The organism is Paraneptunicella aestuarii, from assembly GCF_019900845.1.
In the GTDB taxonomy this organism is placed as follows: domain Bacteria; phylum Pseudomonadota; class Gammaproteobacteria; order Enterobacterales; family Alteromonadaceae; genus Paraneptunicella; species Paraneptunicella aestuarii.
The window spans coordinates 98,486-123,705 of the sequence record NZ_CP074570.1 but is presented as its reverse complement, the minus strand read 5'-3'; the positions used below and the strand labels follow the sequence as shown (position 1 = coordinate 123,705).

Genomic DNA, 25,220 nt, shown 5'->3' with positions numbered 1-25,220 from the left:
GGTAATATGCAGCATTTTGGAGGAATACGATGAACTGGGTTATGATGTGCATCCATTTTGCAGTTCAATTGTTCAAATATCGTATTCCATGACTCAAAAGTTACGTAAAAAGCGCTTTATCGCTGGCGCCACTTGCCCGCAATGCAAGGCTCAAGACACCCTTATGCTTTACATTGAGAACAATGTAGAGAAATTACGTTGTGTTGCCTGTGATTATGAACGCTCACAGGTTGACGAAGAGGTCGAAACCAAAAGTGGCGCATCAGATAATGTGATTGGGATTTTTAAGCCAGAATAAATTACGCTTTTGGCCGTAAACACAACAGAGTGTTCAGGTTACCAAGCTCTTGGTCTTTATTGGAGCTCGGCAACCTACCATCAGTTTTAATTTTCTATAGCTGTCTGAACAGTTTCCTTCTTTTGCTGTCCAGCTTGCATATCAAGATGTTTATTCAAGAACGGCATTAAATGATCGTAAAGCTGCTCAACTTCTTCAACATCCTCAAAACCATGTCCGATATCATCCATTATCAACCACTCATGAGGAATATCAGCCAACTGCAACAAACGCCGCAATCGCCAACTATGTTCAACATCAACTCGTCCGTCCTTTGTGCCATGAGCTAAAAATAGCGGACGTGTGATTTTGTCAAACAGGTAAACCGGGGAATTATCCATCAATTCCTGCATCTGAGTTTCAGGATCGCCAACAATTTCTTTTAGCCTTTTAGTCAGATCTTCATCGTTTTGAACAGAACTTTTATTAAAGTTTAAAGGGAGATCCATTACACCTGCGAATGAGGCTGCACAACGGTATTTTTCAGGTGAGCGAATTATGCCCATAACAGCCGAATAACCACCGTAACTTCCCCCATATAAGCACACTCTATTTTTATCCAATTCAGGATGGCTTTTGATTACATTCTCCAAGGAAGCTTCAATATCATCTTCTATTCCCCTTCCCCATTGTTGCATACCTTCTAGCTTGAACGCTTTTCCATAACCACTAGAACCACGATAGTTTACCTGTAATACGGCATATCCATTATATGCCAACCACTGCGTATCAGGATCAAAATGCGCGTCATCGTTAACACCAATAGGCCCACCATGCGGCATAACAATTAAAGGAACGGAATCCAAATTAAAACGGGCAGGCATTGTCAGAAAAGACTCTATCTCAAAACCATCATGAGTAGTGGTTTTTACTGAATGAGTTGGTGATAGGGTAACATTTTGCAAACGGGGATTTGCATAACCAATAAAATGACATGCCTTACCAGCAGAGTCACACAGATGATATTCAGAAGCTTGAGTATCGGTGTTGCTAAATATGATCTGATGCTTTAAATCATCAGACATACTGGTCACCCAATATCGCTTTCCTTCAAAATGAGGCTGTAACTTTTCATAGGCTTTTTGCGCAGCTTCGTCAATAAATGCATACTCTAACTTTCCCTTATTCATGTAAGCGACTGCCAGAGGATTTGCATCAGATCTATCCATCATGATGAAATCCAGATCTACATTTTTAGCCTGAAATAAAATATCGCCAAATTCTCCACTTTTTAGATCAAAAGTCCTGGCAACCAATTTATCTGTTTTGTAATCAGTCACAATCCACAACTTATCTCTGGATTCACTCATACCATAAGGGAAGAACTTGATTTTTTCATTAGCTGTCCAAATTTTAGAGAGTCTCTTCCCTCCATCTGTGTTAAACCATACGGACGGAACATCATCAACAAAACTAACGCCAGCAACCAAACTTCCATTTTTATCCGATAACCATGTGTAAATTTCACCACTGTTACTATTTAAATTAATTCTCTGTTTGCTACGTAAGTATTTGCTCTTTTCATCAAAGGCGGACACCTTGTACACATCGGTATATATCCAACCCTCGTCGTTCTTTTTATACTCGGCAAATAAGAACCACTCTCCTTCATCTACCAAGGGATCTAAAACGTAACCGGATTTATCAAACACACTATCCTGAGAAACATTGAAATTGCCATTCTTTAATGAGATTTCAAGGAAACTAGTAGACCCTGCATAAGTCGTTCGATTGAATACTTTTACCATCAATATTCGATTACTTATCCACTGTAAGGAAGATATCCCGAGTGTTTCCTTTATAGTGTAGATTGACTGAGCAGCAACATTAGCACTGCCCACCATAATCTCATTGTATTTCTGGTAAGCGTAAATATCCCCAACGGGATTTAATCGAATACGTTTTTTCTCTGCGGTGCGGAAGAAGTCTTTGACGTTGATAGGTTCTTCTGTCTGTTCTGAAGTTACCGTTTCTGATTCAATTGCGTAGGCATTTACCGAACAAAGCGATAGCGCAGCAAATATACATAGCATTAATTTTTGCAACATTTACTCTTCCTTGTAATTTGAATACTTAGCTTTTTGGTTTTTAAAAAAAGCTGGAAATGGATCGCTGGGTACCAACCCGTTGACTAAATCGTACTTATCCATTAGCAAAGGATAATTGTCTTCTAATATTTTCAAAATAATCGCAACACGATCAGAAATATCAAATGTTCCGCGTCCTTCAACATCTTCAAATACAAACGCTCCGGTCAAATTAATTTTGCCCGGCTGAACACTGAACGAGAGGTTACGATCTTCCAAATCCCAATAATATTTATCCCCGGATTTTATCTGCTCAATTCTGTCCCAGTAATATTCACCTTTAGAAAGTTTTACGACTTCAAACCACTGCTCTGATGTAATTGGCCCTATATCAAGAGTATCTCCACCCCAGTTTTTACTTTTAATTTGCAGCCTCTGTGCATAACCATAAGCGTAAGCTGCAATAACAACCAAGCCTTGATCTTTATCCAGTTCTTCCAATCCAACCCGGGTATCGATGAAAGTCACCAATCTTTCATATTGTTCTTCTAATTTTTCCTTACTGAGGTCTAGCGCTTTCTCCAATCTGTAGTGTTCATCGCAAAATATTCGATCTTTTTTGTGTTCGTGAATTCGACGAACCATAGCGGGAAGATCCTCAAAAATATTCTTTGACCACACAGGATATTCAACACGCTCTTTTTGCTTTTGCACAATAAGCTCAAAATTAGCCTCTGAATTAGAACCAGAAAGCTTGAAGTATTTTTGCTTTAATTTATTGAGTTCTTTTTCAAAATCCTCTCTCTCATCGTTGATATCTTCTAGAAAATCATCAGCGGTTTCATTTGCAAATGCGACGCAATCATTAGCCAACGCATGATTATTGAAAATGAATAGAAAGATAGGAAAAAGAGTCTTCAGAATGAGGGGAGTGAACTTCTTAAACATATAGATTAATCCATTAAATATAAACAAACTTACCCTACTGGAATATCCAGTTTATTAATTGTTCCACAGATTCGTATCGGATAATAGCACACTTACTAAAAGACTAGTAATGCGGCGGCGGTGTCTCTTCACTTTCACTTGCGACAGGAGAAGCAGAGATGGATTTCATTTTATCGACCACATGCTTCATTTGAAATTGTAACTCGTGGATTTGCCGTTGTTGCTCGACCAAAGCATCATTAAGGCTTTCAATCACATCTTCCTGAAACGCGATTTTGGTTTGCAATTCTTCAATATGTTTTGATAACTCACTCACGAAACAACTCTCTTCTTTCTATCAATATTTCAGATTAGTTAATGTCCCAAACTTCAGCCCAGCCGCTGCTGCTTTCTGAAATAACCTGATTTTCACCATAAAAACTGGCGGAATATACCACTGCACTTTTGGTCAGGGAATTGCTACCCGGACGCACACGCCAATCTTGTTTCTTCTCCCCGGTTTCCACATCCCAGAGGGTTAGATGCCTGTCGGGGGAACCTGTCAGCAACCACTTCCCATCTTCAGAGAAACGAGCAAAGCTAAAGATTTTCTGCCTCTGGATATAACTCAGTCGGCTTTTCTCTTGACCCGTTGTTAAATCCCAAATAATGGCTTCTTTTTGGCTATCGGCAGTAAAGGCATATTGCCCCTGGCTGTCCAAAACAACTTTGGTCACACGGCTTGGATGATCGAAACGGTATACAACTTGTCCGGTGCGCGTGTCCCATAAATAGGCCACATAATCATTGCCACCGGTTAGCGCGTAGTAACCATTGGGAGATAAATCGACACTGTTGATTTTTTCCTGATGACCCAGAAACTCAAGACGGCGCCCTGTTGTATGCTCAAAAAACAGTACCTTGCCGTTACCACGACCAATTAATATCGCTCGACCATCATTGCATACCGCCAAATCACGTATGCTGGATTCATCAATTCGCCAAAAGCCTATCGGTTCTCCTGTTTGCAGACTCCAAATCGCAAAGGCTCCTCGATCGGCAGTAACGACATGAGATTTATCCGGGGCGATATCAATATTGGCGATAATGTTATTTCCACCTTCCTCACCTTGATGATTCCATTGGTAGATTTTCTGGTTATATTCCAGATCCCACACTACGATGCCATTATTCACGCTAGAAACTATGCCAATGCTGGCATCGTCGGATATTGCTGAAGCAAGCGAACCATCATCAGCATGCTGGAACATAACCGCAGGTTTATTACCCAAATCACATGCGGATAAGGTTAAACACAAGATGAACAGCAGCAAATGTTTCATTATTTATTGAATTCGAGGTTTATTTTTCTCTATGTGGGGTTAGTATAAGCCCTTAGTTTGGAAACGTCCCTACTCTTTCGAGGGAATCGCCTAAGATTCAAAGCAAGTTTCCTCGCTAATAGTTTGGTAGGGCAGTAGAGCCCATACACGTTTAGAACAATTAAAAAACATTAAGTGCATCCCGGAGATATACATGAAAAAATCACTTACGGTAGTGGCGCTATCTGTCGTGCTCGGTTTAACCGCATGCCAACAAGAAAAACCCGATCCACTAGCAGTCGAGCAAATTAAAATGGAAACTGAAGATCAAAAGAATTCTTATGCATTAGGTGCCAATATCGGTACTTTCCTTAAGCAGCAAATCGACACTCACAAAGACTTGGGTATCACTCTGGATGACGCGATCATCTTGAACGGTATCAAAGCTGCAATGCAAGACAAGTCTCAATATACAGAGCAAGAAGTCCAGGAACAGTTGCACAAGCTACAAGTTTCATTCCGTGAAAAGAATCAACAAAAGCAAGAAGCGAAAGCAGAAGATAACCTGAAAGAAGGTATGGCATATCTGGAAGAGAACAAAAAGCGTGAAGGCGTTATTGTGACTGATTCAGGCTTGCAATACGAAGTTATCACCATGGGTGATGGCGAAAAACCAAGTGAAGAAGATACAGTAAAAGTTCACTATCACGGTACGTTAATCAATGGTGAAGTATTCGATTCATCGGTTGACCGCGGTGAACCGGCTGTATTCCCTCTAAACCGCGTTATCTCTGGTTGGACTGAAGGTGTTCAGTTAATGCCTGTTGGTTCTAAATTCCGTTTCCACATTCCTGCAGAATTGGCATACGGTCAACGTAACGCTGGTAAGATTTCCCCTAACTCAACACTTATCTTCGACGTTGAATTATTGGGCATCGAAAGCAAAGGTACTGAATAATTTCAGCGCTTTTTAATTTAGAAGCCGGGCTCATTGCAGCCCGGTTTTTATTTTTGATATAAAGGCAAACTTCAACAGCCAAATACTCGCCGCAACAATGAAAACCAAACTCATTACTCGTGAAGGTTATGACAAACTCCAAAAAGAGCTCGATGAGCTATGGAGGAAAGAACGACCTGAAACAACCAAAAAGGTAACTTGGGCAGCTAGCTTGGGCGATCGCAGTGAGAACGCTGATTACCAGTATAATAAGAAAAGATTGAGAGAAATCGACCGCCGAGTCAGGTTTTTACGTAAAACGTTAGAAGACATTCAGATCGTTGATTATCACCCACAACAAGAGGGCAAGATCTACTTTGGTGCCTGGGTTGAGCTTGAAAACGATGAGGGTGAAACCCTTCAATTTCGCATAGTTGGGCCGGAAGAAATCTACGGTAGAAAGGACTACACATCTGTAGATTCACCTGTGTCGCGAGCTTGCCTTAAAAAACAGGTAGATGACGAAGTTATCGTCAACACACCTTCTGGAAAGAAATACTGGATAGTTAATTCAATCACTTACAAAAAGTAGCGACAGAGAAATAACAAGCAGGGAGTTTGAGAATTCCCTCCAGCCTGACTAAAGGATCATCATTTTGTGAATTTCATCACTTATTTCTAAACACATAGGCTTTAAAAATAGATAAAATCCCCCACATATGAAGACCCCATGTTTGGTCTACACTTACTTAATTTTTACGCACTGGAAGCATTGCATGTCACAAAACATAGTCGTTAATCAAATTGCCAAAGAGCTTGGCGTTCAAACGATTCAAGTCGAAGCTGCGATTAATCTACTTGATGAAGGCGCAACCGTCCCTTTCATCGCTCGTTACCGTAAAGAAGCCACCAGAGGGCTGGATGACGGTCAACTGAGAACACTTGAAACCCGCCTGAGTTATTTGAGAGAGCTTTTGGAGCGTAAAGCCACTGTATTGAAGTCGATTCAGGATCAAGACAAACTCACTCCTGAATTACAGGCCAAAATCGAGAAGGTTGATAACAAAACCGAACTGGAAGAAATCTATCTTCCCTATCGTCCCAAACGCCGCACCAAGGGCGAAATTGCTAAAGAAGCAGGCTTGGAACCTTTAGCGCTAAGTCTTTGGCAAAACCCAGAACTTGATCCTGAAAAGGAAGCAGAGCAGTTTATTAACGCCGACAAGGGTATCGCTGATGTTAAGGCGGCATTGGATGGTGCTAAATACATTCTGATGGAGAAGTTCGCTGAAGATGCGGAGCTTCTACAAAAAGTACGTACTTACTTACAAAAAACGGCACATATCAAAAGCACAGTTGTAGCAGGCAAAGAGCAAGAAGGCGCCAAATACAAAGATTATTTTGATCATTCCGAGCTACTTAATAATGCACCTTCACACCGAGCACTTGCTATGTTTAGAGGCCGTAATGAAGGGGTGTTACAGGTTAATCTGGATGCCGATCCTGCAAGAGAAGAAAGTGACCGTAGCTCTTATTGTGAATCGATCATTGCGGAGCATGTTGGTTTAGGTCTGAATCAGATCGAAGGGACAGCGGGTCAAAAATGGCTACATTCTGTTGTGCAGTGGACTTGGAAAATCAAGATCCTCATGTACATGGAAACCGAACTATTTAATCAGCTCAGAGAGCGCGCAGATACTGAAGCCATCAAGGTATTTGCCGACAATTTGAAAGATCTGCTCATGGCAGCTCCTGCTGGTGCGAAATGCACCATGGGTCTCGACCCTGGTTTACGTACTGGCGTGAAAGTCGCCATTGTTGATGCAACAGGTAAACTTTTGGCCACCAGCACTATTTTCCCACATGCACCACAAAACCAGTGGGACAAGTCAATTCGTACATTGGCGGCTTTGTGTAAGCAGCACAAAGTAGAGCTTATCAGCATCGGTAATGGTACTGGCTCAAGAGAAACCGACAAACTGGTCGCCGAATTAATCAAGGCCAACCCGGATATCAAGGTTAACAAGATCGTCGTTAGTGAAGCGGGAGCTTCTGTTTATTCAGCCTCAGAATTGGCGGCCTCGGAATTCCCGGATCTGGATGTGTCTCTTCGTGGAGCCGTGTCGATTGCCCGTCGCTTACAAGATCCTCTCGCAGAGCTGGTGAAAATCGAGCCCAAAGCGATCGGTGTGGGTCAATATCAGCATGATGTAAGCCAAAGCCAGTTAAGTAAGTCTCTGGATGCTGTTGTAGAAGATTGTGTAAACGGTGTGGGCGTCGATTTAAACATGGCCTCACCGGCTTTATTGAGCCACGTGTCGGGACTCAACAAAACCCTTGCTCAAAATATTGTTAACTATCGTGATGAACACGGCGCTTTCAAGAATCGCCGTCAATTGCTGGAAGTGGCACGCTTGGGTAATAAAGCCTTCGAGCAAGCTGCAGGCTTCTTACGCATTAATGCCGATCAGGGCGATAACCCTCTCGATAGCTCAGCTGTTCACCCGGAAACTTACCCGTTAGTGAAAAAAATGTTGGCTAAATTAGAGCTGGACGTAAAGGCACTTATCGGAAATGAAAGCGCGATTAAAAAGCTGGATCCACAAGAATTTGTGGATGACCAGTTTGGTCTACCGACAGTGAAAGACATTCTAAGCGAGTTGTTAAAACCGGGACGCGATCCACGTCCTGAATTCAAAACCGCTCGCTTCCAGGAAGGTGTGGAAGAAATCAAGGATCTTAAGCCCGGCATGGTATTGGAAGGTGTGGTTAGCAACGTTGCTAATTTTGGCGCCTTTGTCGATGTCGGTGTGCATCAGGATGGCTTGGTGCATATTTCGAGTATGACGGATAAGTTCATTTCTGATCCTAGAGAAATTGTTAAAGCCGGTGACATTGTTAAGGTAAAAGTGATGGAAGTGGACGTGGCTCGTAAACGCATTTCCTTCACAATGAGACTTGATGAAGAACCCGGTAAAGCGAACCCAAAAGCTCAAGCCAGAAATAATAAAGACTCGAACAAAGCGGAACATAAAGGACAGCAAAAACCACAAGGAAGCAAACGCCCTCAAACCGCCCAAGCAAATCAGGCTATGGGTAATGCCTTTGCGGAAGCCTTTGCCAAATTGAAGAAATAGTAAGAAGTGCCAAGGAAGGCCCTTTTACACTAAGTTATGGAAAGAAGAGGGATAATAAAAGGTAGCGATTAAGCTCTAAGCCGATTGGCTTACGATATAACGTTGAGGCTGTGAGACTTGTTGGTAAAAATCAGCAATGCGCATGGCTCTTTGATTGATACCTTCATCGCGATTTGCCAGCTTTTGCTTAAAGTTTTCAGAGTCCATTTCCAAACCAGCCGCTTCCGCTACGGGATCATCTTGCTGTAGCGAACGACGTACTCCACCAGCATCGCCTTTAGAAACAATATCATCTAGTTCAGGTACGTCACCAATAACATTGGCCTCTTTCTCTGCACCTTGTACACCATCAGGAAATGTTTTTGAAACCGCTTTTTGTGCTTCTTCTGCATTACTTCTGGCTATTTCGGCCTGAGCTTCGGCAGCGCGCTGAGTTGCTTCACTGGCAACGCGGAAATCCTGAGGAGATGGTTCATTAGGCGCTAACGCAGCAGCACGAACACGCTGCATTTTCTGAAGAGTCTTCTCTGGCGAGGATTCTTTTGAAATATCAATAGAGACTTCGCCACCTACAGCATACTGACGTCCATCCGGGCCATTTTTGAATTCATAAGAAGGAGCACCAGCATATTGCCCTCCCACCGCAGCGTGCGCTTGTTCATGAGCACGAACTTCACGATCTCGGTCCTTTAAATCTTCAATTTCTTTCTTGTCGGCAGCGGCCTGTTGCTGCTGTTGCTTGTCTTGTGCAGACTCTTTACCAGCACTGGGATCCTCAGCATTATCCTGATTTTCTCCTTGGCCTTGCAGATTTTCTGCAGTCTGAGGCTGCGGACGCTCGTAAGTAACGGGCTGAGGTTTCTGACCAGCAGGTTTAACACGATCCGACTCAGAACCCAAGCCAGATTCAGCAGCAGAATTTTCAGCTTCTTTGGTTTGCGGAATGGTTTCTCGTTGCGCGTTTTCACGGCGCGCAGATTCCGTATTCACATTATTATTTGTGAATGGAATTGCGGTCGGTAACGGCGTCACGATATTCATTAGTTATCCCACATCCTCAATAGCTAACACTCTTTGAACATCAAAGAAGTTATGCAATCTCGTCGATTAAACGGCCTACGGTCTCATTGGCAACATCCAATACTTTGGTTGAAGCTTGAGCGTTATTGAGGTTAATGGAGAGTGACAGCAAATTAGATGTCATACTATCACCACGCGTTGGTAGCAATTTAGATGACAAGCCTACTTGCTGAAGAGCGACATCCGACAAGAGCTCTTTCGGATCACGCAGCTTGGCGGCTTGTTGAGCCAAACCAATAGACGACTGTGTAATACCATCTGAAGCGTTACGAACGCCCAATACACCAGACACAATCGCTGAATTTAAATTATTACTTACATCAAACGACATAAATTTCTCCCAATACCTCACGTTTAATTATTAATCAATATGCAAGATTTTGAAAGGTAGCTATTAGGTTATGATCTACTCAATTACTTATTTTCTATAACCATCCGTTATTTGAGAGCGCATTTTTACACTCTTTCTGCCTGTTTAGGCTAAAAAATTATAGATGGTTAAATAGTTCCTGAATAAATTCCTCGGGATGGGAGATAAAAGGAGCGTGAGAAGCCTTGGCAAATATCACACTATGGGAATCAGGATGGTGTGATGAAATATTATCTATGGCTTTCTTCGGTACCAAGCTGTCCAACTTGCCATACATTCGGACAGTTGGAATGCCCAAGCTTACCAACTCAGCCCGAAGATCAATGTTCAGCAGGATATCCAATCCTTTTTCCAGAGCATGATAATGAGGCTCAGGATAAACGGACACCGCATCTCTGATAGTGGCAATATCGGATCTTGCTGATTTACTTCCCATGGCCTGAATCGCCATAAATCGGTCTAAGGTTTTGCTGTAAGTGCTTTGCAGCTGATTCTTAAAAGCTTCCAAAATATGAGGAAGAATGCCGGGCCACAGCTCTTTATCTTCTACAGCTTCTTCAGCAGCAAATTTAGGAGATGACGCCACTAAAATCAGCTTTTGGATACGATCAGGAAAATCTAACGCGACACGCTGCGCAACCAAACCACCAAGCGACCAGCCAAGTAAAATACACTGATGCGGTAACACTTGCTCTACCATATGAGCAACAGAAGCCAAATCATAAGTTTCAGGTAAAATATCATTGTTGATACCATAGCCAGGCAAATCGACCAGTGTTACTCGATAATGCCCCACCAACTCATGTAACAATAGATCAAAAACTCCACTATTTAGCCCCCAACCATGCAGCAACACCAAGTCTTTCCCTTCACCTTGCTGACGAATTCGTAGTTGCCCGCTTTCTGATTTAGCTTCTAACTGGATATCTGGTTTGGTTTCTGTTTGTGACATTGATATATTTACCTGAGCGATCTCGCTATTTCTTCGCTAACTAATTCTTCACTTATGGACAGACATAGATTCAATTTGCAGGGAGCAAGCTTACCATGAAATACCACCTCTCCAGTACCCATAACATTCTCAATAACAAGTTTTTAGCCCACAGCTACAAGTTCTTTTCTTCCCTTAAACAAAAGTGGCAAACCTGCTACTTATGTGGCTGCCATAGTCCAAAATTAATATGCATAACTTGCCACCACGACATGCCATTTCTGTTTAAAGAACATAACATTTTCAACACACCCCATACTCGCGCCATTCTTCAACATCCAGCAATAGCCAACAAATTGGTGCATGATCACATTGATCACCTGTTCACCCCACTTGCTTATCAATGGCCTATCTCCAAGCTGATAAAAGACTTAAAGTTCTCAAAGAAATTACTTTTGGCAGACTATCTAGCCGATTTAATAGCGCAGCAAATAACGTTTTATTCATCGCCTCAAGACTCAATACCAGAAGTCATTATTCCCATGCCAATTCATTACAAACGTTACAGAGCACGGAAGTACAATCAAAGCTACCTAATAGCTAAAAGACTGGGTCTTAAATTGGCTTTGCCTGTGCTAAGCGATATCTGTAGCCGAAGAATTAATACTCAAGCACAAACGGAATTGACGGGAAACAAACGCCGTAAAAACACAAAAGAAGCCTTTCTCTGCAAACCAATAACAGAGTATGAACATGTGGTTATTTTGGATGATGTGGTTACAACGGGGGCAACGGTGAATAGTTTGGCGCACGCTATTCGGTGCGCCAATCCACATATAAAAATAGATGTTTGGGCTGTAGCAATTAGCCTAAGTTAAAGCTTTATTTCGCTTCAACATCAATAAACTGACTCATATAAATCGCATTACTTAACAAGCGATTAGTGCCCTGCCAATAGCCTCTAAAATTGCTTCTATCCAGAATCGCAATCACGCGGCCATTGCCTTTCTTGTGCGCCACAATTGCTGCACTATTAGCAACCAACTTTTGCATTTCATCAGCACTATAGCCCGCCATTAAAGGGTTAGTTGAGTAACTGGCAACGGTTAAAAAAGGCTTGGCAGGCTTGCGCATAATAAGATTACTGGATTTAAACATCGGCAACTTCTTCGCCTGCTCTCCAAAACCGAATAAGAGTGGGTGAGTCATATCGGTTTCTGTTTCATATACCGCACCGGCAATCAGCTTATTCGCTTCCAACTTGTCCTTATCAGCATAAGAATAACCTGTAACATCAAAAGCATTGTCAATGGCTTCATCATCAACAAATGTGGTTGCCAGCCATTCCTGTTTGCTAAACCATTTCGCGGCATTTTGCTGTCCAATCAATGTGCCACCATTTTGCAACCAATCACCTACTTTTTGTGTTGCAGAAGCAGAAAGCTGTTTGTAGCGACCATTAACCATAAAAATATGTGTATAGTCTTCCAGCGAAATGCTTTCCAAATCTGACCATTCCACAATGCTCACCGGTAATTGCAGTTGCTGATCAAAGTAATGCCATAGCTCCCCGGCTTCATACTGCGACATGCCTCTTCCGCCAAGGATCATCACTTTGGGCATTTCAACCAGTTGCACATTACGGCTACCTAGGTCGATACCTTCCGTTGTCAAACCGGTGCTGATAGACCAAATACGAATCCCCAACTCATCAGCCAGCTCTTTAACGATGTTTAAATAGTTTTCAGGCTGTTTATCACCGGCTTGAATCACGGCACTACCGGGTAACATTGGGCTATCACCCAACTGACTAATAGCATTAAAAGGGGCAGCAGCAATTCGAACTTTTACGCCGCGATTCAACAGCATTTGCAACAGTGTGGGGGCGTTCGAGTCTTGCCATGAAAAAGCATGTGCTACCGCATTTTCATTCACAACAGAGGCATTAGCCTTTTTCTTTTGCGAAGACGCTTCAAAATAACTCACCTTGCGCCAGCGACTGCGCTCTATTCCACGATAAGTAATGTTGTAGGCTAGTGCGATATTCCAGTTGGACACGTCATAAAAGGTGTTGTCGTTGAAACGTTTACGATTAGAGAACAAAGACTTAAGTAAACGATATTGAGGCTGCTCAAGCGGGATAAAATAGCTATGCTCAGCCGTAAATTGCACATCGTCAACTTCCAAGCTCTTATTCACTGGATAGTAATGAATTTGATGGGCTGACAGCTTATCAAGCATCTTATTCAAGCGTGCTTTATCCGCACTTTCCGTCACCAGATATCCTGCTAATTCATCGGCCTGAGCCAGCTTTGCGGCATCCGTATTAAACTTACTCTGAAACTCAAGCAACTGAGGTCGTAAGACCTGCGCTCCTCGTAACGTCGCCAAAGACATCATGAGTTGGTTTTCAATTGTGCGAGGAAAGGTTAACTGCCCGTTAATGGTGTCCTGCACATGTCCTCGACTGCTAGCCTGCTCAAACAAAATGCCGATACTGCCGTGTGCATCAGGGTAGCTTGAACCTTTTCCATAATAGAAGTCGTCATAGCCTTCTTCAGTAAAATAAGAGCGTTTAACTTTATCGAAATCATTCGCAAAGAACTTGGCGAACTCCGTGGTTAAACGCAAGTTCTCTACAGGTGTCCAAGGGTTAGTACGAGAAGGGACACCGGGCTGGAAAAAGTAAGTGCTATTACTTCCCATTTCGTGATAATCCGTCAACACATGTGGACGCCAACGGTGATACTCCTCTATTCTGGCCTGAGATTCAGGGTGAGTGAGTAATAACCAATCTCGATTTAAATCAAACCAGTAATGGTTAGTTCTCGCGCTTGGCCAACCTTGTAAATGTTCACGATGATTGGGATCAGAAACCAGATTCTTGCCTTTATGCATATTCGCCCATTGCGCAAAACGAGCCAAACCATCAGGATTCAAGGAAGGTTCCAGAATGATAACTGTGTTTTGCAATAAAGAATCTATTTCCTGCCCTTGAGCTGCCGCCAGATAATAGGCCAACAATAAGGAGGAATTCGCACCTGAAGGTTCATCACCATGAATACTAAACCCCATCCAGACAACCGCCGGCATTTGCTTGGATATCTGTCCTTTTGACTGCTGCCAGTTTTGCAAATGCTGCTCGCGAATAGATTCAAGACGCGACAAATTCTCAGGAGATGACACATACAAATGCAGCATGGGACGGTTTTCGTGAGTACGCCCTATCTCCTTGATTTGCATACGCGGAGACTGGCTTGCCAATAGCTGCATATATTGCACAAGCTGATCATGTCGAACATGCCACTCGCCGACCGCACTTCCCAAAACAGACTTTGGGGTCGCAATATCTGGAGCATAAGTCACACTTTTAGGCAGGTAGTCTGCGTCATCCAAGGCATAAATTGGCGAGCAAAACAGTCCTGCAACAAGAGCAAACAAACACCAAAAGGAAGATGGTTCTTTTCTATTTAACATGATCTATAAATTCCCTACGCTATCGCCCCATGCCAGCCTGTATTTTTAGGCGACTCAGTGTGGCATTCAAGCGCGTTAAAGTAAAAGCGACGATATCATGCAAAAGAGTTGCTTACTTGAGTGTTTTACTCAAGTATTATTTGATATCATCCTCAGCCATGTATTCTTTAGGGCATTATTATGATCTCTATTTCCGAACCTGCTCAAGCACATTTCAGGAAATTGCTGGAAAAACAAGGTGAAAATACCAATATCCGGGTTTTTGTTGTCAACCCAGGTACATCAAAAGCAGAATGTGGCGTTTCTTATTGCCCACCCGATGCGGTTGAGGAAAGTGACATCCGCCTGCCATTTGATGGTTTTGATGCGGTTGTAGATCAAGAAAGTGCGCCTTTTCTGGAAGAAGCGGAAATCGACTTCGTTACTGACCAGATGGGCTCACAACTCACATTAAAAGCGCCGAATGCCAAGGTACGTAAAGTAGATGATGATGCGCCTTTGGTTGAGCGTGTACAGTATGTATTACAATCGGAAATCAATCCTCAATTGGCAAATCATGGTGGTCAGGTTAGCCTGATGGAGATCACTGAAACCGGCATCGCAGTGCTTCAATTTGGTGGTGGCTGCAATGGTTGTTCAATGGTTGATGTGACGTTAAAAGATGGTATCGAAAAGCAGCTATTAGAGATGTTCCCTGAAGAATTGAAAGGCGTGAAAGATATCACCGAACATCAAGCTGGCGAACACTCCTATTATTAGTAGCCCCTAATATTTATCAAGCATGGAGAGGCATTCCCAAAACGCCGCTCCGTGTGATTGATTCAAAGCAGCCTAACCAATGCTAAAGCAATTAATCAACAAGCTCGCCCAATCACCCGATGTAAGCTGGAAACGCTTCAAGATTGGATTAGTCTGCTTTGCTCTTTCTGTAGTGCTCATATTGGTCGGGGCTCAAAGCTTTGTGTTATTACAAATCCCCGGGCTCATACTACTTGTTATTGGTTTGCTGATTGCCGCTAGAGGTTACATCGGGATTGTTTGTTATCGTTTGAGTCAATTCAAGCCCCCCAAACCGCCACCGGGTTTATAAGCACTTTAGACGGATAGGCGCTATTTAGACGAAGTAGAGGACAGCTTCTCGCAAAGGTTGGCAGCCTCTCCCTGCAAGGATTCAAGCAAATCCAACACTTCCTCAACATCCTGATGAGAATGCAGTGCGGCACGTTCTAATTCTTCTGCGAATTTGCCCATCTGCTTATATCCAAATATCAGCGCTCCGCCTCTGACAGCGTGCGCCACCTCGCCCAACTCTTTCCAGTTTCCACTATCGAAGTAAGTTTGAGTCAGCGCCATTTTCTCCGGCAAACTATTCACGAAACCTTGAGCAATTTCCTTCTTGCCATCAGCAATATTATGCTCCAACTGACGTTCTTCCTGTGAGTCACCCGACAAATATTTGCAAATAGTTTGCACAAAATCCGCTCTGGTAAAGGGCTTACAAATATAATCAATAAACCCGGCTTCACTATACCCTTCCGTTTGATGCACCATCGCATTGGCAGTTAATGCAATTGTGGGGGTTTGGCAACCTAGAGACTGCATTTCGCCTATAGCTTCAATACCACTTAAACCAGGCATTTGGATATCCGTTAAAATCAGATCAACATGGTTTGCCAGAGCCAAATCCACCAAATCTCGTCCATTATCGACAGCCACCACATCCAAACCACAACATTCCAGATACATAGCAATCAACTGTTGAATTTCTGGTTGATCTTCGGCAACCAGTACCCGCCCAGATAAATGAGGCCAAGACATACCAGCTTTACTATTGCCAAGCATTCCGGACCATTGCGATTGATTTTCCAACCAATCACTCTCAGGTATCGAGTTCAAACGAGTTGTCAGCGTAAAGCAGCTGCCTTTGCCTATCTCTGATTCCACCTGAATATCACCACCTAGTTGGTTAGCTAGGTATTTGGAAATATTGAGGCCCAATCCTGTCCCTCCATACTTTCTATTAGTAGACTTCTCTGCTTGAGCGAAAGCATCGAAAATACTGATTAGCTGGTTCTGTTCAATACCAATGCCAGTATCTTCAACCACGAAAATTAAACGGTCTATGGCACTTTTAATGGTTAGAGAAACGCTTCCAAAAGAAGTGAACTTGACGGCATTGTTCAATAAATTCAATAGAATCTGCTTCAATCGCGTCGGATCTGTTTGAAACTTTGCGGGCAAAGGAAACTGCAAATTCACTTTAAATTCCAGTCCTTTGCTCTCAGCTTTGTTTCTAACAATATCCACAATACTCATGAGACAGCGCGGTAATACCACGTCAATCATTTCCATATCTAGCTTGCTAGCTTCAATTTTTGACATATCCAATATGTCGTTAACCAATTGCAGAAGGTGTTCGCCATTATTACAAATAGACTCTATCGACCCCTTCACTTTTTCAATTGGTATATCTCCTGACCTTATTGCTTCTGCATAGCCAATTATTGATGTTAGAGGTGTTCGAATTTCATGGCTCATATTGGCCAGAAACAAGCTCTTTGCCGCATCGGATTCTTTTAGTCTTTCAGACAGTTCTTTCAGTTCTTTGGTTTGACAGGACAATTGTAGGTGAGTTGCAACACGCGCTTTGACAACGGTTGGATTAAATGGCTTACGTATATAGTCTAATGCTCCGAGCATTAATCCCTTTTGTTCATGATCCGCATCTTTAAGCCCTGTGATAAACATAACAGGGATATCTGCGACATCCTCATTAGCTCGAAGCCTTTCAAGAGTTTCAAAGCCGTTCATTTCAGGCATGATAACATCAAGTAAGATCAAGTCTGGGTGCAGGCGAGCGGCTTTCTCAAGACATTGAGCACCACTCTTTGCAAGGATGATTTCGCCTTGTTCGTGTAGTAAGTCTCTAAGGACTGTGAGGTTGCTCTTCTGATCGTCAACAATCAGAATCCGGACATTACTGGATCCTGATTGCGGCATGGAAAGCGCCCCTAGTTAGAAAGCTCCTTCCACAACACCATATTTCGACCATTATTTTTAGCATCGTAGAGCATATTGTCGGCAAACTTAAGTACCTCATCTTTCCCTTCCTGCGCTTTCGGCTTCGATGTTACGCCACCAGCGCTAATTGTGAGCACTCCATTATTTTTAGACCTGGGATGAGAAATTTGCAAGGATTCAACCGCCTGACGGCAGTTATTCAAAATAAGTTCTGCGGCAACACTGTCAGTTTCAGGTAAAAGAATAATGAACTCCTCTCCCCCCAAACGAGCCACAAAATCTTTAGGGCGGCGAAGCTGATGGCTGAGAGCAGTAGCAACGCTTTCCAGAGCTCTATCACCAAAAGCATGACCAAAGTTATCGTTATATTGCTTGAAATAATCAACATCAATAATAGCCAAAGAAAGCGTTGTGCCTTGGCGCATACATTGACGCCACTCAGCATCATAAACTTCTTCATACTTGCGACGATTAGCAATAGAAGTGAGAGGGTCTATTAGTGCCAATCGTTCAAGCATCTGCCTTTGTTTTAACAATTGCAGATGCAGCTTCACTCTCGCTTTAACAATTGCAGAGTGAAAAGGCTTCTGGATATAGTCACACGCCCCAAGTTCCAAGCCTTTCTCTTCAAAATTAGCATCAGCTAAACCCGTAATGAAAATAACCGGAATAGCATGGGTTGTATCCTGATTCTTTAAATGACGAATAACTTCAAAACCATCCATATCAGGCATAATGACATCCAACAGGATAATATCAGGCATCATCTCTGTCGCTTTGGCGATCGCTTGCTGACCACTTTTGGCCAGAAGAATATTGGCATCATCTCGCAGCAGGTCGCTTAATATCTTGAGATTGGCTTTTTCATCATCGACCAGCAACACTGTTGGTTTGTCATTCACTAGCTGCATAACGTCTCATTCTACTTTCTATCTTTCTATGGTTTTCTATAAACCATAAGATTTTCAGGGCTTTTACCTATTATCCTTCATCGGACAATTTAGTCACCCATTCTTCTACATAAATCACAGCTCTTTCAAATTCCATTTCATCAACCAATTCTGCAAGACGTGCAACATTGTTGACATGCAAGTCTGGTAACGCCATGTTTTGCATGGTTGCAATCAATCGCTCTGATTCAAAATCAGACGCTCTCAATAAAGGATGAATTTGTCTTAACAAGCCTAAAAGTGATGCGTGCTCTGAATTCTCCTTCGGATTTCCCAGCTCGTTTACTTGTTCACTTTTCACTAACTGCTCCAAGGCATCAATCAATGATTTAACCTCTGAACACAGTTCATGCAGCATGTCTTCATATGCCACTTTATCTTTTATCGCTCGCTCTAATGATTCAGCTTTTTCTTTAATCGCCACAGCACCAATATAGGCAGAGCTCGACTTCAATGAATGCGCAATTCTAAACAAAGTGTCTTCGTTTCTGGTACTTAAACAAGACCGCATTTCCTGTACCGTTTCACGGTTTCCTTTGACGAAGTCAAAGACTAAATCCATGTACATCGAAACCCGCCCCTGAAAACGCGCAATGGCCTCTTCAGCTTTTAGAACATTTAAAGCTTTTAACGCTTCATATGCAGAATCCAAACGATTCTCCTCTTTAACTTGAGCATGACCCACTTGCTTGCGAGTAACAAAAGAGCTTTCTTCACTTACAGGGCACCACTTGGCTAAGATCTGGTACAACTCCTGGGGATCAATCGGCTTGGTAATATGATCATTCATTCCGGCCTGCAAACTCTTTTCTCTATCTCCTTCCATCGCATGAGCGGTCATTGCCACAATAGGCAAGTTTTCAGCAAAACGGCGAATACCTCGGGAAGCCGTTAACCCATCCATCACCGGCATTTGGATGTCCATCAAAATCAAATCAAACTTATGTTGCCTTGCCATATCAATAGCTTCTTGCCCATTATGTACAACTTCAACATAAGCGCCAGTGTCAGAAATAAATTCGATAGCAACCTGCTGGTTTATATCGTTATCTTCGGCCAATAAAATCCGGGCAGTTTGCAAATTAGGTACACTGAATTGGTTCGATATTGTGTCATCAATGAGCACTTCATTACGCATCAGAGAATACAAGGTATCCACAAGTGTTGAACGCGTAACTGGCTTTTCCAGAAAATGTGAAATACTGGTGTTCACCGCCAATCCCATCGCTTCATCACGATCGTAGGCAGACACCATTAAGATATGCGGCATCGGCCCTTGAACCTGTTGCGATATCTCTATTGAGGCAGAAATACCGTCCATTTCAGGCATTTGCCAATCCATCAGAACCACATCATATGGATCATTTTCCTTGTCTGCCCGCAGCACTTCTTCAATAGCTAGTCGCCCATTTGAAGCGGTAGTTGCTCTTATATCAAGACTAGACAGACAATCGCACATAACCTTACGCGAAATAGCAATATCATCTACAACCAAGGCTTTTAGCTTGGAAATGACTTTCTTCTGTTGCGCCTGAATTTCTGGCTTTGACGCTTCAACCATATTCAGGTTCACCGTAAAGGTAAATCTGGAACCTTTACCCAACTGGCTATCGACCCAAATCTGCCCCCCCATCAGCTCACATAATTGTTTACTGATCGCTAACCCCAATCCTGTACCGCCATATTTTCGGGTAACGGATTCATCGGCCTGGCTGAAGGATTCAAATAAACGGGCAGTTTGCTCTTTTGACATGCCAATACCGCTGTCTTCTACTGATATCTTCAGAGTAACGATATTGCCTTCTCTACGATTCTGCTCGATATGTAACTGGATCACTCCCGACTCAGTGAACTTCACCGCATTACTGACCAAATTAATAATAATTTGTTCAAGTCGAAGAGGATCACCCACAAAGCTCACGGGTAAATCGGGATCCACAGACATAACAAATTCAAGCCGCTTCTCATGCATTCTAAGAGCACTTAAATTGGAGACTCTGCGAATGGAATCTTCCAATTTGAATTCTGTCTTCTCCAGAGTGAGCTTGTTAGCTTCGATCTTGGAGAAATCCAAAATATCGTTGATCAGCGACAGCAAAGACTCCGATGAGCTCAAAATCTTGGCTAAATAATCCTGTTGCTTCCTATCATCCGTTTTCCTCAATGCCAGACGAGACAAACTGATAACCGCATTCATTGGTGTACGGATCTCATGGCTCATATTGGCCAGGAAATTAGACTTGGCAGTGGTTGCTTCTTCTGCTTTTAACTTGGCTTGAGCTAGTTCTCGGGTACGCTCAGCAACCTTTCTTTCCAAATCTTTACTGTGCTTCAATGTGGTTTGATACAGGTTAGCGTTATCAAACAAAATAGCCGTCTGATTCCCCAGCATTTGCAACACATCAATACTTTCAGGCTTGAACAAATGGGTTAACTCCAAATGCTCAAGATATAAAACCCCTCTCAATTGCCCACCGATTAACAAGGGTACAAGCATAATAGATTTAGGCGGCAAAGGCTCAAAACATGGCTCACTTGCTGTTAGTTGGTCTTCACCTACATCATCAATAATATAAGGCTTCAACGTTCGGCTAACATAATTAATCAGTGAATGAGGTAGCATTTCTTCCATGAAGGTATTGGGGAAACTGCATTGCAATACCATGTTTCCGTCTTTTTCAAGCAGAATACATCCTCGCTGAGCGCCCGCATTTTCAACTATGATACCCATCATCTTCTGCAGGTAGGCTGAAAGGTCGATCACACCACTTAACATTTCTGACGCTTTTAGCACAGATGAAAGATCCAGCATATTGGATGAGTATTTACTTTCACTCGGCTGTGGAGCTCGTATTGATTTATAGCGAGCCAATTCAGGATAGATAGAAACGAGCTGATTCGCTTTGTTTAACGCCCGCCACTGGCTGTATAACTGGTGAGCTTTTTCAATATGAGGTTTAGCAAAGTCGCGCTTGCCTTTGCGAGTCCAATATTCAGAAACAAGTTCATTGGCAATCGCTGCATGATTAGTAAAGCCGGATTTCAATGCCTGCTCAATCGCTAAATCATAGAGTTCCCATGCTGATGGGTTCCCCTCAATTGCCGCCATCTCGGCCTCTATCAACAGCAGTTTGTGCTTATGATTCGCAGATCCATGCACACACCAACCTTCAAAAAGTTTTTTTAACTCTGTCAGTTTTTGCAGCCGATTCTGTATTTCATCCTTATCGGATTCAGAACTTCTCTCGCCTTTCGCCAAACAAAGCCGAGCATGAATTAATGCCGAATAAAAATGATATTCGGTCACATGATACAAACCCGGAGCAACAGACGTTAAAGATTCAGCCTGCAACATATGCTGTTCTGCAATTTCAGGCTGATTAAACAAGTAAGCCAGTTCCATTTTGGCAACGTGATAACACAAAATGGTGGTGACATTTCCCTGTTCTTGCATGACAGGTAGTAACTGATTTTCTTTAAAAACATCACCTTGCAACTTCCAGGGTTCTTTGACCATGGAATTCAAGTTCAATAATGTTTGGTGCCAAACACTCAAATAGACCTGGTGATACGGCTGATTTTTACTGGCAAATAAAGCCGCACCTTGTTCAAATTTGGCTTTTACAGCATCAAGGGGCTGACCGCTAAACAAGCGATAGAAACATTGGAACAACATGGAGTGGAACGCATACTCAACATTACCCACTTCCAAACCCTGATAATAGTTATTTTCCAGGGGTTCTAATGAATCGGCTAACGGATATACCCAATGCGCAACCGTTGAGTGCTTGGAAAACTGAATTTCAGGCTCAAAGTTCTTAACGCCTTTGTATACGCTATTGACTCGCTCTGCGACTTTCACAAACTCAAGCGCATTTTGATATTGTCCATAAGCGCCACAAACCAATAGAGCATGGCTTACATATACCTTACTTGCGAAGGGCGAGTTACCCACCCGTAAGCACAGCTGCATCGCGGCATAAGTTAACCCCATAAAATACTGAGGCCCCAACAAATAAGTTGGCGTTTGCATGCAGTTGATAATATCTAAAGCTAATAACAAGGCATTATCGTCAAGCACCGGCAGCTTTGTAATTGCGGAAATATTGTTAACGTCATAACCGGCTTCGATATCAAGATAGGTTTGGGCAATGGTGTCCAGATTGGGTAGCTCCACTCCCACTTCTTGCAAAGCCTGAACCCCTAGTTCAAACGCTTCCTTAATCTGGTTTTGAGCCACCAAAACCAGAATTCTTAACCTTTGAACTGTTTTCAAATCCACCTGAGACTCGGCATGCTCGGTTAACAGATCAAGCAGGTTATAGATTTCATCAAATTGTTGGGTCAGATATAAGCTATGAGCCAGGCCAAAGTAGCAATCAAACAGTAAAGTGTATCTTTTCTGCCATGAGGCCCCTTGTAATAATTCAAGTGCAATGCGGAAATGGTTAACAGACAACTCATAGACTTTTGATTGCAACGCTCGTTGAGCGGCCCACATATTATACTTGGCAAGTTCAGTTAACTTATCCTGCCGTTTGAAAAAGGACTGACAAAAGAATAAATGTTCGATGAATTCCAGAATATGTTCTTTCTGCTCGGCTTCGTTATAACGAGAGAAATAATATTGAACAATGTCATAGTGAATTTCTTCCGTGCTCGGGCCTATTTGAGTTTCATAGGCTGCTTGACGGATCCGATCATGAGAAAAAGCTAAATTGGATAATCGGGTATCCCCAAGATGGGCTGTAACCAGTCCCTCATCAACCCAGGTCGCAATCAATTTATCCAGATTGGTATCCTGTTTGGATAACAAGGCAACCAACAACTCAATAGGAACAACATCACCAATACAAGCTGCAATTTTAAGGGCTTTTTGGTTAGCTTCATCAAAACGTCGTAAACGCTGAGAGATCAGTTCAACAACATTGTCGGTAATCTGTTGCTGTTCAATTTCAGAAATTGACCACTGCCAAGGCTTTCCAGGCTTCTTGTATAACAAATGCTGATCATTCAGAGCCTTAACAAATTCCTTCAAAAAGAAAGGATTACCTGCCGTTTTCCTTAACAACAGGTTTGCCAGCTCAGAACACTGTTGTTCAGAGGCTCCCAACAAATCATGTAAAAAGGAAACAATTGAGTTCTTTTTCAGGGGCGCTAACTGGACATAATCAATAGCTTGCCCCTGCTCTTTAACCCGGTTCAACATCAAACGGACAGGATGATCTTTAGGAACTTCATTTTCTCTGTATGACAAAATGAACATCATGTTTTGGAAGCTGCTATCCAAAAAGACATCTTGCAACACTTTAATGGTCGCAATATCAGCCCACTGCATGTCATCCAGGAACAAAACAACGGTTCTATCAGGGCTACATAGAGCCCTTAATAAACGAATCAATAATTGATTAAACTGCTCACCAAACTCCGGGTCAGTTTTAGGCGCTTCCGGGTTTTGTCCTAAAACTAATCCAAGTTTTGGGATAAGCCGGGTCATCAATTCTGCGTCCAATCCCAACGCATTGCGGATCTTACTTTCCCATACCCATAGTTTGTCTTCATCCAGGGCCAGCATCTGATCAATAAGCTCACCTAGCGCATCCAACAAGCCGGAATAGGCCTGATCCACTTTAAACTGGTCGAATTTTCCCGACACGAAAATCGCTTTTTGTTTAGAAACGGTAGGGATCAATTCCCTAATGATGCTGGATTTACCAATGCCAGATACGCCCGAGACAACCAAAATCTCCCGGGTTCCTTCTACCGCTCTGGAAAATGAAGCATGGATGCGCGCAATCTCTTCCTTTCGACCATATAAAGTATGGCCAAAAACCAATTGATCACTTTGATCGTTCGTTGCTAACTCGAAAACCGGAACACTACCTGAACCTTCATATTCACGAGCACAGCGCTCTAAATCCGCAATCAAACCAGAAACTGTCCGATACCTTTTTTCCGGATTTTTTTGTAGGAGCAGATTGATAATGTAAAAAAACTGTCTGAATTCTTCCGTATTGGCTACTTCGGGAATGGGGGGTTCGTTGGCGATATGGGCATGAATAAGCTCCATCGGATCATCAGATTCAAAAGGAAAGCCATTAAAAAACAAACGATAAAGGATCACTCCAAGCGAATATAAATCGGCACGCTGATCAATAACCCGGTTTACTCTACCTGTCGCCTCAGGAGCAATAGTCTTAAGGCTTAACAGATTAACATCGCTTTGCGCCAAAGGTTTAATAATAGTATTCACACGCTTTAGGTGCGACAAATCAATCAAATAAGGCGCAGCCTCTCCAGATACATAAATATTCTGCGGAACAAATTCTCCGATAATCAGATTTTTTTGATGGAACTCCGAGACAATTTCAGACAATGAAATCGCAAGCGAAATACGCTCAGATGTAGATAAATCACTATCATTTATGTAGGAAAGTAAATCTTTGGCATCTTTGTCACAAGGCATCACAGCATAGGTGTTCTGAGGTTCTTCATGCACGCGTGTGACAATAGCCAGACTGGAAAACGCACCTTCTTTTTGGAAGGTATTATCATCTACAAATTTTCTCGAACGCTCGGAGTTAGCGCCAACTAACTCTTTAATAAAGAAGCAATGGCCAACAGTATCCTGCACCCTATACAACCTTATATCAGGAGTAATGGCTGGTTGTTCATTTAAAATCTGATATTCGAGAGTTTGCACA

The 25,220-nt window shown here is 42.6% G+C and carries 18 protein-coding genes; 7 read left to right on the top strand and 11 right to left on the bottom strand.

The window, feature by feature from the left end; genetic code table 11:
• Nucleotides 1-88 precede the first annotated feature (88 nt).
• A complete protein-coding gene (locus tag KIH87_RS00520) occupies nt 89-298 on the top strand; it encodes a YheV family putative zinc ribbon protein (protein ID WP_232361396.1) in 210 nt (69 codons plus the stop codon).
• A gap of 86 nt (nt 299-384) precedes the next feature.
• Here the strand turns inward: KIH87_RS00520 and KIH87_RS00515 are convergent, their stop codons facing one another.
• The 4 genes from KIH87_RS00515 to KIH87_RS00500 all read right to left on the bottom strand — a co-directional run bounded on the left by KIH87_RS00515 (nt 385) and on the right by KIH87_RS00500 (nt 4,634).
• A complete protein-coding gene (locus KIH87_RS00515) occupies nt 385-2,385 on the bottom strand; it encodes an alpha/beta hydrolase family protein (RefSeq protein ID WP_232359592.1) in 2,001 nt (666 codons plus the stop codon).
• A complete protein-coding gene (locus KIH87_RS00510) occupies nt 2,386-3,312 on the bottom strand; it encodes a hypothetical protein (RefSeq protein ID WP_232359591.1) in 927 nt (308 codons plus the stop codon).
• A gap of 103 nt (nt 3,313-3,415) precedes the next feature.
• A complete protein-coding gene (locus KIH87_RS00505) occupies nt 3,416-3,628 on the bottom strand; it encodes a SlyX family protein (protein ID WP_232359590.1) in 213 nt (70 codons plus the stop codon).
• Nucleotides 3,629-3,662: 34 nt separating this feature from the next.
• Entirely contained in the window at nt 3,663-4,634 is a 972-nt protein-coding gene (locus KIH87_RS00500; protein ID WP_408635775.1) for a WD40 repeat domain-containing protein, read from the bottom strand.
• A gap of 193 nt (nt 4,635-4,827) precedes the next feature.
• Between KIH87_RS00500 and fkpA the strand changes: the two genes are divergently transcribed.
• The 3 genes from fkpA to KIH87_RS00485 all read left to right on the top strand — a co-directional run bounded on the left by fkpA (nt 4,828) and on the right by KIH87_RS00485 (nt 8,687).
• Entirely contained in the window at nt 4,828-5,571 is a 744-nt protein-coding gene (gene fkpA / locus KIH87_RS00495; RefSeq protein ID WP_232359589.1) for an FKBP-type peptidyl-prolyl cis-trans isomerase, read from the top strand.
• A gap of 97 nt (nt 5,572-5,668) precedes the next feature.
• On the top strand, nt 5,669-6,142 hold the full coding sequence (gene greB / locus KIH87_RS00490; protein WP_232359588.1) for a transcription elongation factor GreB: 474 nt from the start codon (nt 5,669-5,671) through the stop codon (nt 6,140-6,142).
• A 196-nt stretch (nt 6,143-6,338) separates the two neighbouring features.
• Complete coding sequence (locus tag KIH87_RS00485; RefSeq protein WP_269751492.1) at nt 6,339-8,687, top strand: Tex family protein; 2,349 nt, start codon at nt 6,339-6,341, stop codon at nt 8,685-8,687.
• Between the two features lie 75 nt (nt 8,688-8,762).
• On the opposite strand, the gene KIH87_RS00480 is transcribed toward KIH87_RS00485, so the two are convergent.
• The 3 genes from KIH87_RS00480 to bioH form a co-directional block, all read right to left on the bottom strand.
• Nucleotides 8,763-9,728 (bottom strand): putative metalloprotease CJM1_0395 family protein, encoded by a 966-nt coding sequence (locus tag KIH87_RS00480; RefSeq protein ID WP_232359586.1) that lies wholly within the window; start codon nt 9,726-9,728, stop codon nt 8,763-8,765.
• 49 nt (nt 9,729-9,777) lie between these two features.
• On the bottom strand, nt 9,778-10,098 hold the full coding sequence (locus tag KIH87_RS00475) for a hypothetical protein (RefSeq protein ID WP_232359585.1): 321 nt from the start codon (nt 10,096-10,098) through the stop codon (nt 9,778-9,780).
• A 157-nt stretch (nt 10,099-10,255) separates the two neighbouring features.
• Nucleotides 10,256-11,089, bottom strand: a complete 834-nt coding sequence (bioH, locus tag KIH87_RS00470; RefSeq protein WP_232359584.1) for a pimeloyl-ACP methyl ester esterase BioH — start codon at nt 11,087-11,089, stop codon at nt 10,256-10,258.
• Nucleotides 11,090-11,340: 251 nt separating this feature from the next.
• Between bioH and KIH87_RS00465 the strand changes: the two genes are divergently transcribed.
• Nucleotides 11,341-11,946 (top strand): ComF family protein, encoded by a 606-nt coding sequence (locus KIH87_RS00465; protein WP_232359583.1) that lies wholly within the window; start codon nt 11,341-11,343, stop codon nt 11,944-11,946.
• 4 nt (nt 11,947-11,950) lie between these two features.
• On the opposite strand, the gene KIH87_RS00460 is transcribed toward KIH87_RS00465, so the two are convergent.
• Nucleotides 11,951-14,545, bottom strand: coding sequence for a M14 family zinc carboxypeptidase (locus KIH87_RS00460; RefSeq protein WP_232359582.1), 2,595 nt, complete (start codon nt 14,543-14,545; stop codon nt 11,951-11,953).
• Between the two features lie 180 nt (nt 14,546-14,725).
• On the opposite strand from KIH87_RS00460, the gene nfuA reads away from it, so the two are divergent.
• Nucleotides 14,726-15,304, top strand: a complete 579-nt coding sequence (nfuA, locus tag KIH87_RS00455; protein ID WP_232359581.1) for a Fe-S biogenesis protein NfuA — start codon at nt 14,726-14,728, stop codon at nt 15,302-15,304.
• Between the two features lie 79 nt (nt 15,305-15,383).
• Nucleotides 15,384-15,635 carry a hypothetical protein gene (locus KIH87_RS00450; protein ID WP_232359580.1) on the top strand — a complete coding sequence of 84 codons (252 nt, stop codon included), beginning with the start codon at nt 15,384-15,386 and terminating at the stop codon, nt 15,633-15,635.
• A gap of 20 nt (nt 15,636-15,655) precedes the next feature.
• Here KIH87_RS00450 and KIH87_RS00445 read toward each other — a convergent pair whose 3' ends face one another.
• From KIH87_RS00445 to KIH87_RS00435, 3 genes are all read right to left on the bottom strand, one after another.
• A complete protein-coding gene (locus KIH87_RS00445; RefSeq protein ID WP_232359579.1) occupies nt 15,656-17,545 on the bottom strand; it encodes a response regulator in 1,890 nt (629 codons plus the stop codon).
• A gap of 11 nt (nt 17,546-17,556) precedes the next feature.
• Nucleotides 17,557-18,477: a diguanylate cyclase domain-containing protein gene (locus KIH87_RS00440; RefSeq protein ID WP_232359578.1), complete on the bottom strand. Its 921-nt coding sequence runs from the start codon at nt 18,475-18,477 to the stop codon at nt 17,557-17,559.
• 70 nt (nt 18,478-18,547) lie between these two features.
• Complete coding sequence (locus KIH87_RS00435) at nt 18,548-25,219, bottom strand: ATP-binding hybrid sensor histidine kinase/response regulator (RefSeq protein ID WP_232359577.1); 6,672 nt, start codon at nt 25,217-25,219, stop codon at nt 18,548-18,550.
• Nucleotide 25,220 lies beyond the last annotated feature (1 nt).